Below are 15,002 nucleotides of genomic sequence, written 5' to 3' on the forward strand. Positions count from 1 at the left end.
ATGGAAGAAATCGTCGCTGGCGTTGTGCTTAACGGCTTTCAATAATGACCGCAAGCACGCGGACCCTTTGAATCACGCACCGCGCTGCACAACACCATTCAGGAGACAGCGCATGATCGAGATCGTGGTCAACGACACGCGGCACTCGCTCGACAATGTACCGGAAGACATGCCCCTGTTGTGGGTGTTGCGCGACCGGCTCAAATTGACGGGTACGAAATTCGGCTGCGGCGGCGGGTTTTGCGGCGCGTGTACGGTGCATCTGGAAGGCGAGGCCGTGCGCTCCTGTTTGCTGCCGATTGCAGCGGTGGCGGGCAAGCACATCACGACGATCGAAGGCTTGTCGAAAGACGGCACGCATCCGCTGCAGCTCGCGTGGGTGGCGGAGGACGTGCCGCAGTGCGGCTACTGCCAGTCCGGTCAGTTGATGCAGGCAGCCTCGTTTCTGAAAGACAATCCAACGGTCAACGATGAAACCATCGCGACGGCCATGTCGGGCAATATCTGCCGCTGCGGCACCTACTCGCGGATTCGCAAGGCGATCAAACGGGCCGCGTCGGGCGATCCGGCGCTTGCGTCGGTCACGTGGGTCGAGTCTCTGTGCACCTCCGCTTGCACCTCCACGAAAGAGGAGGCGTAAATGCGCAACGATAAGCAAGCGCTGAACAGCGCACACGGTGCGGCGCGTAGACGTTTCATCAAGCAGAGTTCGGCATTGTTGGCTTCCGGTCTCGCGATCGGTTTTCAACTGCCCGAGGCTGTCGCGAAAGACGCCAACGTAAGTGGCGATCCGAAACCGCAAGCGGGCGAGTTCGAACCGAATGCATGGGTGCGCGTGCTGCCCGACGACACGATCAAACTCGTGGTCCATAAGCACGACTCTGGCACGGGGACGCGCACCGCGTTGGCTGCGGTTGTCGCTGAAGAACTTGATGTCGATCCGTTTCGCGTGGATGTGATCACGCCGGAGAATCCGTTCTACGGGGACTACATTCATCCATTGTGGAAAGTGTTCTCGACAGGCGGCAGTACCAGTGTATCGCTTGAGTACGATCGCTTGCGGCGTGCAGGTGCAACCGCACGTGCCATGTTGATCGAAGCCGCCGCGAAACAGTGGAACGTGTCGCCATCCGCGTTAACGACGGAAAACGGCTTCGTTATCGATAAGGCTAGCGGCAAGCGCGCGAACTACGGATCGCTGGCGAGCGTGGCAGTGCAATTGCCCGCGCCGAAAGACGTCGCGTTGAAAGACCCGTCGCAGTTCAAATACATCGGCAAGCTGCAGAAAAAACGCGGCGCCGATCTGAAAGCGAGAGGGGCGTTTCCGTACAGCATTGACGTGTCATTGCCGGGGATGCTGGTCGCAGTCGTCATGCGCGCACCGGTGATCGATGCGCGTGTGCGTAGCGTCGATGCCAAAGCCGCGTTGGCGGTGCCGGGCGTACGGCAGGTGTTGCAGATTCCTGGACGTCCCGACATTCTCGGCGGCAATCAGGCGGGCGTTGCCGTGCTGGCCGACGATTATTGGTCGGCGCATCAAGGCCAGGCCGCGCTGAAAGTCGAGTGGGAAGACAGTCCGTTCGAAACCTTCGATAGCAGCAAGCTGGCGGCGCATCAGGCCGCGTGGCTCGACGATCCCGCTGCGCACGTCGTGCCGACGATTCAAACCGGTGACGCGAAGACCACGTGGCCGCATGGTGCGCGTGTGGTCGAGGCGTCGTATTCGATGCCGTATAAAGCGCAGAATGCTCTGGAGCCGATCAATGTCACTGCGTGGGCTAAAGACGGCCACATCGAATACTGGGGCGGTTTGCAAGTACCTTCCACTGTGCAGGAAGCGGCGGAGGTGGTCGGCGGGATTCCTGCTGAGCGCGTCGTGCTGCATGAACTCGTCTCGGGCGGTAGCTTCGGCTCACGCGAATCGAAGTACTGGTTATTCGAAGTGACATGGCTCGCGCTGAAAACCGGCGAACCGGTCAAGCTGATGAACAGCCGCGAAGACGAAATGCGTGCGCTCTTCTACCACTCGGCGAGTTACCACCGTGCCAAAGCGGCACTCGACGCGCACGGCAATCTCACCACGTTGCAATTGCGCGTCGTGATGCCCGCCTCGCCGGAACAATGGGAACCGGGTTATTTCGACCGTCCGGACCGGATGGACTACAGCACGACCGAAGCGATCAGCAAATACGAGTTCGCTTACGATGCACCGCATGTCGACATCGGTTGGGTGCGCCACGAAACCGGCGTGCCGACAGGTTGGTATCGCGCGGTGAGTTATATCCCGAACGTGTTCGCGGTGGAGTCGTTCATGGATGAGACTGCGCATGCCGCGCAGCGCGATCCGGTCGACTTCCGGCTCGCGTATATGAAGGACCCGCGGCATAAGGCCGTGTTGCGGGAGGCAGCGGAGCGGGCTGGGTGGGGTAAGCCGTTGCCTGCCGGTACCGCATTGGGCGTTGCGACGAATCAGGCTTATAGCAGCTATGTTGCGGTGGTGGCGCGGGTGGTTCGGAAGGGCGATGCGGTCGTCGTTGAGAAGCTGACGTGCGTGGCCGATTGCGGGTTGGCTGTATCGCCGGGCGGGGTCGAAGAACAACTGTATGGCGGACTGATGTGGGGGTTAGGGCATGCGACGGCGGATCGCATTGATATTCGCCACGGTCAGGTTGAGCAAAAGAACTTTGATACGTATCGCGTGATGCGCATGAGCGACATGCCGGAGATCGACATTCAGATCGTGCAAGGGGACCCGGCGAAACCGGGTGGGGTTGGAGAGTTATCGAGTCCTTCAGTGGCGCCCGCGGTGGCTAATGCGGTGTTTAAGCTGACGGGGCGGAGGTTGCGCGATACGCCGTTTGATCTCGAGAAGGTGGCTGCGCAAGCGGGCGGGCCAGCAAAGGTCAATGCGAAGGCGAAGGCCTGAGTTGGTGGCGGCAGCTTTCAGGCTGCAGGCCATTGGCACAGCCGCCACCTCAAGATTCAGGCGGGTGCGAGGCCGCCGTTCTGGTTTGTTCGTCGGCGCGGAGTAGCGCGGGTGAAAGGAAGCAGCCCATGACGGCGGACAGGATAATGAAAATCGAGGCCGCATCGACCAGCAGTCCGAAGCGCATGAAAATAAAGAAGCAGCATAGAAGGTTCAGCAGATGCAGGCATAAACCCAGAGCGGTGACACCCTTTGGGACCCTTCTTGTCAATACCGCAAACCGCGAGTGTGGACGGGGCACATACCAGATGATCAGCAACCCGAACGTCATGATGAGGGCACATTCTGCCCATTTCAGCCAGGTGGGGCGGCGCAGAAAACGTCCCTCGAAAATCGTCTCGATGACCTGCGCCTGAATTTCGATACCCGGTACCAGTTCCCCTAGCGCCGTCGTGCGCATGTCAGTCAAGCCGGCACCGGTCAGTCCGACCAGCACCAATTTGTCCCGGATCCGCTCCGGATCGACTGTTCCCTGCAGGATGTCGCGTGCCGACACGTAGCGGCTCAGCGTCGACCGAATGGATGCGAAATGCAACCAGATGTCACCGCCGGGCTGCGTGGGCACCAGTACATCAGCGACACCCACCGCTTGCACGCCCGATGTGTCGGCAAAGACGTCGATTGCCGATGAGTCCGTAGCGAGACGGAGCATTTCCATCGGTAGACTGGGAACCAGTTTCTCCCTCAAACCCGTGATGAGGGGAATATGCCGGACTACGCCTTGTTCGAGCGCCACGCTCAGCATCGCCTGCCCGTGGGCCGCCGCCTGCAATTCCGGCAGGCTGGCGAGCACGTACTCGAACCTTTGCACGTGGTCCAGTGGGTCAGCGCCGTGAACGAGGATCGGAGCGCTTCGCAGATCGGTGCTGGTGGCGAAGCCGGCATGATCGAGCGCCGCGGCACCCAGTATGGTCGGCGCCGCGCGCAACGACTTGGCGAGAATAGCTTCGTGGCTGGGAAGGGCACGCAAGCCGGCGGCGAGAGCCGCAGCCGATTTCGGCAGATTGCCAGCCACCTTGTCGGGAGAGGTCTGATCCGGTTCCGGCATGTAGATGTCGAGACCGATCGCCAGCGGTTTCAGTGCCGCGATGGCATCGACCAGGCTCGCGAGTCGATTTCGCGGCCAGGGCCATTGACCGACGCTTGCGAGCGTCTCTTCATCGATCTCGACGATGGTCACGGGCTGAGCAGTCGGAATCCGTGGGAAGTGACGTTGATACTGATCGAACAGAATTTGCCGGGCTGTTTTAAAGGAGTCGGGAAGTGCTTCATCGAGCGTGTCCACGAAAGCCGGACGTGCTATGTCGCTCGGCCATTCGCTGCACAGGTTGAGCAGGCTCAGGCCGAACAACACCACCAGTGCCACCGGACGCCCCTGCGCCGCCCTCAGCAGACGCCTGATCCGGGCAAGCCATGGGTCGAAATAGCGTTTCATCGACGGAAAGGCCATTCAGCGCCGATGACTGGCGCGGATCATTGGATTGTGATGACGACGCGCCGGTTCATGCGATTGGGAACGCCATCTGCCGTGGGCACCAGGGGTTCGCGCTTGCCCCGGGCCGCGGTCTCTATCTGTTGGGCAGGAATGCCCTGCTTGACCAGGAACGCTGCAACGGTCTGCGCCCTCTGCATGGACAGTCTGTCGTCGTGCTCCTGAGAGCCAGCCAGATCGGTGTGACCGACCACCACGACCTCAGGCGCGGGCCAGGTCGCCAGGACGGCTTTTAGCTTTTTAACCGTGGTGGATGACTCCGGAGCCAATTCGGTGGGGGAATCAAAGAGAAAAAAGATCGTAAATGTCATGGGGCGAGGCGGCCGGGCTGCGAGTAGCTCGCCATATCGTGCTTGCACACTGGATTGGTTATCCATCGTTTTTTCGATGGCGCCGCCCTTAGTGACGCCGACCCCAGCGTAAGCCTTGTCTATTGTCTGCTCTCCGGTGGTGCTGTGAACAATGACCGTTCCGACTTTGCCGTCTGGATCCGGCAATAGAATAATTTTGTCCGGCGTGCTGCACCCGGCCAGGAAAGCCAGCATGACGAAGGCCGTTGCAGATGCCAGCCCGTGACGTCGGATTGCAGCCTTCAACGTGCACCCTCCTATTTATCGCCGACTTCGATGATGAATTCAGTGCCGCGCACACCCAGCGTGGTAGTCGGCGTGCTGAAGCGGACGGCATCTGGATTCGCCTTCGCCAACTTTCCGGAAATCACGGCCAGGGAACCGCGTTTGACGGACGCGTCGAGCACTCCGTCATGGGTCGTGGTATTGAACGCGAATTTGTTGAGGTCGAGGATGGTATTGGCGCCGGCCGAGAGTTGGGTGGTGTCACGCAGCGTGATGCCGACGGAGGATTCCGGGCCCGTCACGATGCGATCGCTGCTGTAAACCTGGCTGCCGATGGCCGCACCCGAACTTGCTCCAGCCCGCTCGATCTGCACCGTGCCCTTAAGGGTCTTGACGACGCCGGCAGCTTCGGCGGCCAGTGCATCGGCGACAGCCATGCAGCCGCAGGCAAGAATCAAGGCATATTTGACGGCTCGAAGACGCATCGGTGACACCTGCTTGCGTAAAACTGCTTTTCGCGGGGCAGTGCGGTTCCCCGAGGTCGACCTGGTGTTGTGAGCGATCATTCCCAAGTGCTCGTAGCGCCGGGGCTTGTGTAGGGCGTGCAGAAATACTGCTCTTGGAAGTCAGGCGGAGGCGCGCCTGCTGCATCGAGCAAAATATCGCCACGATCTGAATGACTCTGTGCGCTTCCGCGCATATCGCACCAGACACTTCATTGGCAGCCGGCTCACTGCGATGTATGAAACCTACTAGTGACCGTCCGATGACGCGTGGGCCGCGATCGGCTGTTGGCAGTTGCGGTGTTTTCCAGACGCGGCGCCTGGCGACGGTATAGACTCAAATTGCGTTAGCTGATCTACCGCGTGGCGTTGGACCACCACGTGAGGCACACCCAGCCGGGGATCGGTGTGCCAGTTGCGTTGCGATGCGGCAAGGCGCCTGTTTGCGGCCGAATGCTCCCAGCAATGGCGGAGGAATTCAAATGTGTGATGTGTGTGGTGATGCGCAGCACGACCCTCAAGTATCGCGCCGAGATTTCCTGAAGACCAGCGCACTCGCGACGCTCTTGCCATGGAGCGTGGGCGCCGCGCTCGCAGCCGAGCCACCAGCGTCAGGCGCATCGCCACAACCGAACTCGATCGCGCCCGCAGACGCGTTGAAGCGGCTGATGGATGGCAACGCGCGCTACGCCGCCAACGCGCCGAATGAGCGCGACTTCTCATCGGGGCGCGCCGCTCGAGTGCAGGCACAGTATCCGATTGCCACGATCCTGGGCTGCGCCGATTCGCGCGTGGCGCCGGAGTTCGCGTTCGATCAGGGGCCGGGCGATCTCTTCGTTTTACGCGTCGCGGGCAACATCGTGAACCCGGATTTGCTTGCATCCGTCGAATACGGTGCCCAGTTCCTGGGGGTGCCGCTCATCATGGTGCTAGGCCACACCGGATGCGGCGCGGTCGATGCCGCAATCAAAGTGCTGAAGGCCAATGCGGTCCTTCCGGGTCATTTGCCGGGACTCATCAGTGCGATCAAACCGGCCGTCATCGCCGCCGAGAAGACGCAGACCGGCAACTTGCTGGACAACGCGGTCGCCGAAAACGTGCGGCGGCAGGTGGCTCGGCTGAAGAGCTCACCGCCGATCGTCCAGAAGCTTTACGTGGGCAAGAAGATCGACATTGTTGGCGGCGTGTATGACCTCGCCACCGGCAAGGTTGCACTCGTCTAAACGAGTGCATTGCCCGTGCGTGGGTGCCAGCAGCCGTACGTCGGCTTGCCTGGCGTTAGGGTTCCTGCAGAGTGTGAGATGAGCGTCGTCCGGAAGCGGGGCAACCTGACCGACGCTCTATAGCGCACACGTTGTACGGGGCCTTCTGTCAAAAGATCCCTAAGTCGACAAACACTAGCCGGTCGCAGCGATCACACGGATCAATCGCCTGTGTGACGTATTGTGTGCGCCTCACGGAACTCCGCCACGCCGCACAGAGCCAGAAAAATCCGCAGCGCGAAATGGCGGCCGGCGTGTCGCCGCCACGTCCATAGAAGATTCAGATTCATTACAGGTATAGCGTTAACTCAATGCAGACCATAAATAAGTTTTACTTTCCGATTTTCGGTCGCGCCGCCATTGTGTGAACCATACAGCCGGTCTCCATAGCCGCAATCGATGCGCTGCGCAACTGCATCCATGCGAAACACGGCTATCTCTTCAAATAATGATTTCTTAAGATTCCTTAAGAAATCATTCGTTGATCGTCGTCGATTAAGGACGATAGAAATTTCAATACTCAGGCTGATCCCCGGACCGGCGGTCAGACCAATAAACGGAAATGGAGACGAATTGATGGAAAAGCGCCTGATGACCTTGATGTTGCTCGCTGTCGCCGCATTGGCCGGCTGCGGAGGTGGAGATAATGTCAGCGCACCGACACCACCCAAGCTACTGACGAATATCGCCGTGCCCAATGCTTCGAGCCCACCATTCAGTTTCGACATCGGCTATGCCGAGGCTGGCAAATACTATCTGACCGACCGCAATAACAAAACAGTCGATGTCGTGGACACCAGTTCGAACACTTTGATCGCCCAAATCCCGGGGCCATTCATCGGTGCCGGCGCCACGACAAACGAGTCAGGTCCAGACGGAATTGTGGGTATTACTGGCACGAACACAATCTATGTCGGCGACGTCGACTCAGTTAAGGTGATCGATACGGTTGCGCAGAAGACGGTCAACACGATCACCATCAGTAATTCCGGATCTCGCGTCGATGAGGGTTGCTACGATCCTGACGATCATCTCGTGATGTACGCGAGCCCCGGAGACTCGCCGCCGTTGGTCACGCTTATTTCCACGCTGACACAAAAGGCCGTGGCAAAGCTTCCTTTCAACGGCTCGTCGGGGCTCGAAGCATGTACCTATGATCCTGCTTCGAAGAGCTTTTTGATCAACAACGACGGGACCGCTGCCAATCCCGATGGCGAACTCGATGTCATCACCGCCAGCTCGGCGGTGGCGGGAAACCCTGCCGTCAGCAAGTCGTTTCCACTAGGGAAATGCGGACCGGCCGGAATCGTGCTTGGCCCGAATAACGACGTGCTCATTGGATGCGATCCGCCGGCCGGCGACCCTCTCATCACGCTGATCCTCGATCGTACGAGTGGCGCAATTCAAGCCAGCCTGCCATTTGGCGGCGTGGATCAGGCCAGTTACGATCCGGCTTCCAACCGCTATTTCCTCCCGGCCCGGCATTACGTGACGAGCGGTATCGCTGCTGCGTCAGGATTTAGCCCGCAGATGGGCGTAATCGATGGCGCGTCACGGCAGTTGCTCTTTAAGATTCCGGTGGGCACAGGCGCGCATTCCGTCGCCATCGACAGCACGCTTGGGCAAGTGTACGTGCCGTTCCAGCCCGGCGCGGCAGGATTCCCCAACGGCGGAATCTCGGTGTTCTCGACCCACTAGCCTTTCCGATGCGGGTCGTAGTCTAACGGGCCGCGTGCTGCCTCATGCAAGGGCATGCGCAATGTGAACCGCGCAAGTCCATGATTGGCAGCACGCGCCGGCCGCAGTCAAGGCAGCAACTCGACCGGTGGCATCTTGAAGGTACCGGTTAGGACGCTTCCCGTCGGCTCATACGCGCGCGCAAACAGCGTGAAGTGGCGCCCGTCGGCAGGCGTCGGCAGCCAGTTCGCGGCTTGCGCATCCATCGGACGCTGGGCTTGCAGCCAGATATCTACGCTGCCATCCGCATTGACGACGAGCCCTGGCGTGCGGCTGCTTATCTGATAGCGGTTGATCGGATTTGCGGCGAGGAACTGCCCGTCCTTATCGACCGCATACAGCGACACCGACCAGAACGCCTGCGCCGGAATACCTCCCGACGGCACAGCGTCGTCCAATCCTCCCCGTGGTGCGGTCGCCGAATCCGACCACAACGGGTGACCGGACGGAACCAGAGTGCCGATGAAGATAGACGTGCCGTCATTCAACGAAATCGTCCGAATGAACGTTGCAACACGTAGATTTGCTCTGCCAGCAGCATCGCCAGGAACAGTGGGGACTACGGGCGACCGTTCCGCGGTCGCGCAGCACCCTGCTGATCGAGTGGCGCATCTGGCCGGCGCAGCGGCTACTTCGTGGTTGTCCCTGTGTCCAGGTACTTGTGCGTTAGCCGGTCTATCGTGCCGTCTTGCTTGAGTTGGGCGATCGCTGCGTTGAGCATCTGTAGCGTGTGCGTGTCGGTCTTGCGCACGCCGATCACGCTGCTTGCGGAGAGCAGTGCCGGATCGACGATCTGTGCGCCAGCCAGTTCGAAGTTTTTGCCCTCGGGCTTTGCAAGGAAGCCCAGTTGGGCGGCGGCGCCGACGACCAGCGTACCGTCGAGCCGTCCGTTCACGAGGTCGGCGTAGACGCTGTTCTGGTCCTGATACTCGACGATCGTCACACTGTGCGCGGCCCAGTTCTGCTTCGCGAATGCTGCCTGCGTCGAACCTTGCAGCACGCCGATACGCTTGCCGGCGAGCGATGCCGCAGTGGGCTGCAAGTGAGCGGCCTTCGCAGCGACGAGGCGAATGTCCGCTGGATACAGCGGCGTCGTAAAATCCATCACCGCGCGTCGTGAGGCGGTGGCGGCGAGCGACGCGTTGATCGCATCAAACTTGCGCGATTGCAGCCCGGCGATCAACCCGTCGAAACTACCCTCCACCCATTCGCATTTCACATGGGCAGCGGCGCACAGGGTATTGCCGATTTCGATGTCGAGCCCCACGAGCTGGCCGCTCGACAATTTGTATTCGTACGGCGGATAAGTCGGATCGGTGCCGAAACGCAATGTTTCGGCCTGCGCAGACTGGGCGACGAGGAGGGCGGCGGCTGCAAGCACCCGCAGCAGATGCTGGTTCATAGTTATGTCCTGACTGGATTAAGTAGGTGTGGTCCTGACGCGCAAAGACGCGGGCTACGCCTCGAGGCGCGCGAGCGCCAGCGTCACGAAGAAGCGCACGCCGAGCGGCAGCACTTCGTCGTTGAAATCGAACTCGGGATGGTGGCAATAGACGCCGCCCTGGCCGAGCAGCACGTAGGCACCGGGTCGACGCAGCAGAAACTCGGAGAAGTCTTCGGAGCCGCTGAGCGGCGGGAAATCGCGCAGGACGTTCGCCGTGCCGAGCACCTCTGCCGCCGCGTCAGCCGCGGCCGCGGCCTGCTCGCGATGGTTGATCGTCGCAGGCGAGCTGCCATAGAACGTCACCGCGATCTCGCATTCTGTCGCGAGCGCGACGCCCGCGCAGATCGACTCGATGCGCGCCTTCATCCGTTCGCGCACGCTTTCGTCGAACGTACGCACGGTGCCCGTCATCTGTGCATGTGAAGGAATCACGTTCGAGGTGCTGCCCGCATGAATGCTGCCAATGCTGAGCACGGCGGCCGAAGCGGGGTCGATCGCGCGGCTCACGACAGTCTGCAACGCGCAAATGAGCTGCGCCGCAGCCGCGATCGGATCCTTCGTCCTTTCCGGCGACGAGCCATGACCGCCGACGCCGTTCACGTCGATTCGCAACTCGTCGCACGACGCCAGCATGGCACCGTCTCGCACGCCCAACGTACCCGGCGCGAAATGCGGCGCGTTGTGTATGGCGTAGATTTCGTCGAAGGGAAAGCGGATTTCGAGCCCGTCGGCCAGCATGGCCAGCGCTCCGCCGCCGGTTTCCTCGGCGGGCTGAAAGATCAGCACGATCGTGCCTGCGAAATCGCGATGACGGCTGAAGTGGCGGGCTGTGCCGAGCAACATCGCCGTATGGCCGTCGTGGCCGCAACCGTGAAATACCCCTTGCCGCAAGGAGCGGTGAAACGGGCGTCCTTCTTCTTCCATGGGCAGCGCGTCCATGTCGGCTCGCAACGCGATTGCACGCCCACTTCCGGACATTGTGCGCGTGCCTCGAATGATGCCGACCACGCCCGTTTTGCCCACGCCCGTGTGTGTTTCGATATCCCACGCGCGCAATTTCGCGGCGACGAGTTCGCTCGTGCGCGTTTCGTCGAACGCCGTCTCCGGATTGGCGTGAATGTCTCGCCGCAATGCAACGAGTTCGTCGATGTCCGCATCGATGAGGTTCAGTCCCACTTTCGCTCCTTGTCCTGAGTGCTTCTGGCCGCGCCTTACAGACGGCGGCGGAGTGGCCGGAGTGGCTATACTAGCCAGCGCCGCGACTGGTCAATTTCCAGTTTTTTATGTACATAGCCAACGCTTATGGGCCGCGGAAACCATGAAAACCACCCAATTGCGGACCCTCGTGGCGATTGCCGAGCACGGCACGCTGATGGCCGCCGCCGAAGCGCTATGCCTGTCGCAGCCTGCCGTGACCAAGAGCATCAAGGAGCTGGAGGCGCGTCTTGGCGTCCAACTGCTGCTGCGCAGCGGTTCGGGCATCCGGTTGACGCCGTATGGCGAAGCGCTGCTGAGGCGTGCGCGCACCGTCGTGACTGAGATCGCGCGGGCCGAGCAGGAACTGGAGGAGATGAAGTCGTCGGCTGAGCGGACACTCGAGATCGGTGTATCGCTGCTCGCCGCGTCAATCGTCGTGCCGGACGCGATCCACGCGTTCCGTCAGCGGTTTCCCGATGTGCAGCTCGACGTGCACGAGTACCAGACGATGCGGCTCATCGACGGCCTGCGCGACGGCTCGTTCGACATGTGCATCGGCTTTACCGGCGAAGGCGATCCGAGCAACGAGTTTCGCGTGATACCGCTCGGCAACGTGTCGCAATCGCTGGCAGTCAAGCTGGGCGATCCGCTTGCGGGTGAGAGACAGCTTGCACGTTTGCGGGAGGCGCACTGGCTCTACAACTACACGCGCAAGAGCGTGCCCGCATTCTGGGCCGCGTTGACCGCGCGCGCGGGCGATACCGCGGGGGCGATTGCACCGCCGTCCCGGATTACGGTCTGCACGGCGCGGCGGCTCTATACGGAGCTCGCCAGCGAGGCGGGGGTGGTGAGCGTCTGGCCGGACTTTCAGCTCAACGAGGAAATCGAGCGCGGCACGCTGGAACGTGTTGCGCTCGATATCGCGCTACCTCGCCTCGCACTCAGCCTGATTTATCGCAAGGATCGCGTGCTGGGCGGCGCTGCGGAATATTTCATCGATTGCCTGAAGAGTAAGGCGTTGCCGGATTGAAGGCGCGGCGTAGCGCGCGTTCGATAGCTCGCCGTCCAAGGTCTCGGATTGGAGGCTATCGTTATCGTTTGGATACCTACCGATTAAATTCGCGAACCCCGTTATGCAGGGCGTCGTCGCCGGCTTCGCCGGTTCAGGTGGGATTCGAGTGGAAACTAGGGACGCTTCGACCGCTGTACCGTCGTGCTGCCTGATGTATTGGTGCCGGATGGCGCGCGGCAAACGTCTAAAGATATACAGCGCGGCGCTGCTATTCAGCGGTGGCATAAAAGAGATACTGGCTGCGATCGGCAATTCAACGAAAAGAGGCCAGAAAAAAGGCCTGTTCGTCATGTAAACGCACGCACATGATCGATAGAATTTCGTTACGCATCGTCACGGGTCCGATACCTGTCGGATCGCTTTCTCACATCGGATTTCCGGTTAATTCAGCATGACACGGCTTGCACGGCACTACGTCCCAGATCAACCGCAGCACGTTATCTTGCAGGGGCTCACGGGGCCCGCATTCCTGGACGAAGGAGACTACCTGTACTTCCTCGCCTGCCTGGCAGACGCAGCGCGCGTCGCCGATCTGGCAGTGCACGCGTGGGTACTCATGCCTGACGCGGTACAGTTCCTCGTGACACCTTCATACGAGTCGAGCGTGGCCATGGCGATGCAGGCAGTCTGCCGTCGCTACGTCGAGACCTTCAACCGCCGCCATGGGCGGCGCGGTTCGGTGTGGCGTGGCGGTTACTGCGCAACAGTGATTGAGCCCGACCGGTATTTCCTGCTCGCGAGCCGGGTTATCGATCATGCGCCGGTGCGCAACCGCCTGGTGGCAGAGCCGGGAAACTACCCGTGGTCCAGCTTCGCGCATCACATCGGGCTGCGTGTCGATAGCTTCATCAAGGACCATTCAATCTACCGGACGCTCGGCAATGCGCCGTTCGAGCGCCACCAGGCCTACCGCGATGTGAGCGCACAGCCCCTTGACGAACTCGAGGTCAACAACCTGATGCAGTCGACGCTCAACGGCTGGGTGCTCGGCAGCGCCACGTATTGCGAGTGGGCGGCGCAGACAGCCAACCGGCGTTTGATGCCCCTGCTGCTGCGCGACCGGCCGCCCAAGGCTCGCACGACACGCGCCCTCGCACATGTGGACTAGTCAAAAGAGAAACAAGCAACGAAACCTTGCCTGTTTGAGAGGTGCTACGCCAGGTCAGAGCGTTTCAATCCGCTCGACCGTATCTCTTCCTCAAGCGATTTCCAGTGCCTGCAATATCGGTAGATGTATTTCAGCAAAGCGATTCGCTTTCGCAATCAGATCGCCGCTGGTGTTGAGCGGGCTAACGGAAACGCCCTCCGTGATGTGAGCGGGTGCGGAACTCGTGCGCAAAGCGGCCTCGGCGAATTCGGCCCACTGTGTAGGTTCCCTTAAGTGACGTCGCCTCGCCAACAGGAAGAGCTGTGGCACACGCGGAATCAAAACGCCCGAACCGGACACCGGACTGACCAGAAATTGTACGTCCCCATGCTGGAGCGCCTGCTCGCAAATGGCGGCATTCAGCCTGTCCGATGACGGACGAGCGAGGTCAATCTGCGCCTCGTCCTGTACATTCAGCAACACGCCGGCTCCCACCAACAATGTCACGGCCTTGACGATGAGGGGGAGCGTAATCCCGCGTACGCGGACGCTGTTTTCAATATCGGCGAGGCGTGCGGGGTGATGGCTGGCAAGCGCGTCGAGAATCGGACCATATAAGCTTTCCGGTAGCGTCGCTTCTCCCAGCGCTCCGCGCACGTTCAGCAAGACCGAATCCCTCGGCAATGCCAGCATGACGCGATGCGCGCGCAGCGCCGTCTGCTGCGCCTCGTCACTAAGCGTCCGGCGCCCTTTGACCCAATAATCTCGCCGCATCGACCGGTTGATGCAAAAGTCCCGTACGGTCTCACGTAAAACGGTATCTGGAATGCCCGCCAACAAGGCGCGTTGAGCGGGGTTGAGATTGATCTCGTCAACGTGATCGCGATAGTCCGCAGAGCAGCCATAAGTCAAACCGCTCGCAGCAAGCGATGATGTGACCTGCGAGAAAGTCATGGGCTGCCAGTCACGATTGAAGTATTCATGTGCGAGGTAGTGCGTGTTTTCCTTGCACAATGCGTCGACACGTTCAGCCAGCAGCGGGTTGACCACTGCATAGCCGGGTTGCGTCGCAACCACGGTTTTGACGAAGTCTAATGCCGCTGCAATGTGCGTCTGGACCTGCGTTTCGGCGGGCACGCCACTGTGTGCACTCAACCGCGCGCTCGCCTGGAAATGACAGTTCATCAATTCGCGCACCGGCAACATCGTGGCCCACCCGGGCTGGGTGTTGTAGCTCATAGACACAACGCCGCCGTCATTGAGTTTGCGTCGTATGAAGTCGGCAATGAGCGCGCGGTTTTCGTCGGAAATCCAGCTCCAGATGCCGTGCATGCCGATGAAATCAAAATTCGGCAAATCGTCTCGCATACAGAATTCTGCGAAGCTTTCAGCGAACAATCTCGCCTGCGATCCGGCGCACTGTGTCAGTTGCCGTGCAAAGCTCGCATGAGACGGGTTGAAGTCAGTACCGAACCATCTTGTAGCGGACCCGGCTGCGTGGATATTCACGCTGACGCCGTGGCCGAATCCTAGCTCGCACGCGGTACGAAGAGCCGGAGGGGTGAGTCCCGACTGTAGCAACGGAAGTCTGAGGCGCAGCGGATCGAGTTCGTCGCAATACCCGTACGTGTACTCAATACCATCAAT

General features: G+C 60.6%; 14 protein-coding genes. 6 read left to right on the top strand and 8 right to left on the bottom strand.

The features are described from left to right. Positions 1-112: 112 nt before the first annotated feature. Positions 113-640 (top strand): (2Fe-2S)-binding protein, encoded by a 528-nt coding sequence (locus tag KHO31_RS10515; protein ID WP_201140783.1) that lies wholly within the window; start codon positions 113-115, stop codon positions 638-640. Further along, positions 641-2,926, top strand: coding sequence for a xanthine dehydrogenase family protein molybdopterin-binding subunit (locus KHO31_RS10520; RefSeq protein ID WP_211623245.1), 2,286 nt, complete (start codon positions 641-643; stop codon positions 2,924-2,926). Between the two features lie 49 nt (positions 2,927-2,975). Here the strand turns inward: KHO31_RS10520 and KHO31_RS10525 are convergent, their stop codons facing one another. From KHO31_RS10525 to KHO31_RS10535, 3 genes are read right to left on the bottom strand one after another with little or no spacing between them, the layout of a single operon-like run. Beyond that, a complete protein-coding gene (locus KHO31_RS10525; protein WP_201074376.1) occupies positions 2,976-4,421 on the bottom strand; it encodes a CHASE2 domain-containing protein in 1,446 nt (481 codons plus the stop codon). A gap of 38 nt (positions 4,422-4,459) precedes the next feature. Continuing rightward, positions 4,460-5,074: an OmpA family protein gene (locus KHO31_RS10530; RefSeq protein WP_236061411.1), complete on the bottom strand. Its 615-nt coding sequence runs from the start codon at positions 5,072-5,074 to the stop codon at positions 4,460-4,462. Between the two features lie 11 nt (positions 5,075-5,085). Then, entirely contained in the window at positions 5,086-5,619 is a 534-nt protein-coding gene (locus KHO31_RS10535) for a FecR family protein (RefSeq protein ID WP_236061409.1), read from the bottom strand. A gap of 419 nt (positions 5,620-6,038) precedes the next feature. Between KHO31_RS10535 and KHO31_RS10540 the strand changes: the two genes are divergently transcribed. Further along, positions 6,039-6,779: a carbonic anhydrase gene (locus KHO31_RS10540; protein WP_211623246.1), complete on the top strand. Its 741-nt coding sequence runs from the start codon at positions 6,039-6,041 to the stop codon at positions 6,777-6,779. A 347-nt stretch (positions 6,780-7,126) separates the two neighbouring features. Here KHO31_RS10540 and KHO31_RS39215 read toward each other — a convergent pair whose 3' ends face one another. Beyond that, the gene (locus tag KHO31_RS39215) at positions 7,127-7,546 is read right to left on the bottom strand and encodes a hypothetical protein (RefSeq protein WP_236071163.1); all 420 of its coding nucleotides are present in this window, start codon (positions 7,544-7,546) and stop codon (positions 7,127-7,129) included. On the opposite strand from KHO31_RS39215, the gene KHO31_RS10545 reads away from it, so the two are divergent. Continuing rightward, a complete protein-coding gene (locus KHO31_RS10545) occupies positions 7,509-8,516 on the top strand; it encodes an autotransporter adhesin family protein (protein WP_236071165.1) in 1,008 nt (335 codons plus the stop codon). The two genes, KHO31_RS39215 and KHO31_RS10545, sit on opposite strands and share 38 nt — an antisense overlap. 107 nt (positions 8,517-8,623) lie before the next feature. On the opposite strand, the gene KHO31_RS10550 is transcribed toward KHO31_RS10545, so the two are convergent. The 3 genes from KHO31_RS10550 to KHO31_RS10560 form a co-directional block, all read right to left on the bottom strand. After that, positions 8,624-9,043 carry a DUF1214 domain-containing protein gene (locus KHO31_RS10550; RefSeq protein WP_236071167.1) on the bottom strand — a complete coding sequence of 140 codons (420 nt, stop codon included), beginning with the start codon at positions 9,041-9,043 and terminating at the stop codon, positions 8,624-8,626. 140 nt (positions 9,044-9,183) lie between these two features. Continuing rightward, on the bottom strand, positions 9,184-9,957 hold the full coding sequence (locus tag KHO31_RS10555) for an ABC transporter substrate-binding protein (RefSeq protein WP_201140775.1): 774 nt from the start codon (positions 9,955-9,957) through the stop codon (positions 9,184-9,186). Positions 9,958-10,011: 54 nt separating this feature from the next. Further along, positions 10,012-11,175, bottom strand: coding sequence for a M20 aminoacylase family protein (locus KHO31_RS10560; protein WP_211623248.1), 1,164 nt, complete (start codon positions 11,173-11,175; stop codon positions 10,012-10,014). 142 nt (positions 11,176-11,317) lie between these two features. Between KHO31_RS10560 and KHO31_RS10565 the strand changes: the two genes are divergently transcribed. Further along, positions 11,318-12,226, top strand: coding sequence for a LysR family transcriptional regulator (locus tag KHO31_RS10565; protein ID WP_211623249.1), 909 nt, complete (start codon positions 11,318-11,320; stop codon positions 12,224-12,226). Positions 12,227-12,659: 433 nt separating this feature from the next. Then, positions 12,660-13,376 (top strand): transposase, encoded by a 717-nt coding sequence (locus KHO31_RS10570; protein WP_201074388.1) that lies wholly within the window; start codon positions 12,660-12,662, stop codon positions 13,374-13,376. Positions 13,377-13,466: 90 nt separating this feature from the next. Here the strand turns inward: KHO31_RS10570 and KHO31_RS10575 are convergent, their stop codons facing one another. Further along, a complete protein-coding gene (locus KHO31_RS10575; protein WP_236071170.1) occupies positions 13,467-14,723 on the bottom strand; it encodes a methyltransferase regulatory domain-containing protein in 1,257 nt (418 codons plus the stop codon). Positions 14,724-15,002: the final 279 nt, after the last annotated feature.

It is taken from the genome of Paraburkholderia domus (assembly GCF_905220705.1).
GTDB classification, from domain to species: domain Bacteria; phylum Pseudomonadota; class Gammaproteobacteria; order Burkholderiales; family Burkholderiaceae; genus Paraburkholderia; species Paraburkholderia domus.

Bases quoted from the DNA above. Each gene is read 5' to 3' on its own strand.
- KHO31_RS10515 (WP_201140783.1), top strand. From the start codon at position 113: ATGATCGAGATCGTGGTCAACGACACGCGGCACTCGCTCGACAATGTA.
- KHO31_RS10520 (WP_211623245.1), top strand. From the start codon at position 641: ATGCGCAACGATAAGCAAGCGCTGAACAGCGCACACGGTGCGGCGCGT.
- KHO31_RS10525 (WP_201074376.1), bottom strand. From the start codon at position 4,421: ATGAAACGCTATTTCGACCCATGGCTTGCCCGGATCAGGCGTCTGCTG.
- KHO31_RS10535 (WP_236061409.1), bottom strand. From the start codon at position 5,619: ATGATCGCTCACAACACCAGGTCGACCTCGGGGAACCGCACTGCCCCG.
- KHO31_RS10540 (WP_211623246.1), top strand. From the start codon at position 6,039: ATGTGTGATGTGTGTGGTGATGCGCAGCACGACCCTCAAGTATCGCGC.
- KHO31_RS39215 (WP_236071163.1), bottom strand. From the start codon at position 7,546: ATGTCGAAACTGAATGGTGGGCTCGAAGCATTGGGCACGGCGATATTC.
- KHO31_RS10555 (WP_201140775.1), bottom strand. From the start codon at position 9,957: ATGAACCAGCATCTGCTGCGGGTGCTTGCAGCCGCCGCCCTCCTCGTC.
- KHO31_RS10565 (WP_211623249.1), top strand. From the start codon at position 11,318: ATGAAAACCACCCAATTGCGGACCCTCGTGGCGATTGCCGAGCACGGC.
- KHO31_RS10570 (WP_201074388.1), top strand. From the start codon at position 12,660: ATGACACGGCTTGCACGGCACTACGTCCCAGATCAACCGCAGCACGTT.
- KHO31_RS10575 (WP_236071170.1), bottom strand. From the start codon at position 14,723: ATGCGAGACGATTTGCCGAATTTTGATTTCATCGGCATGCACGGCATC.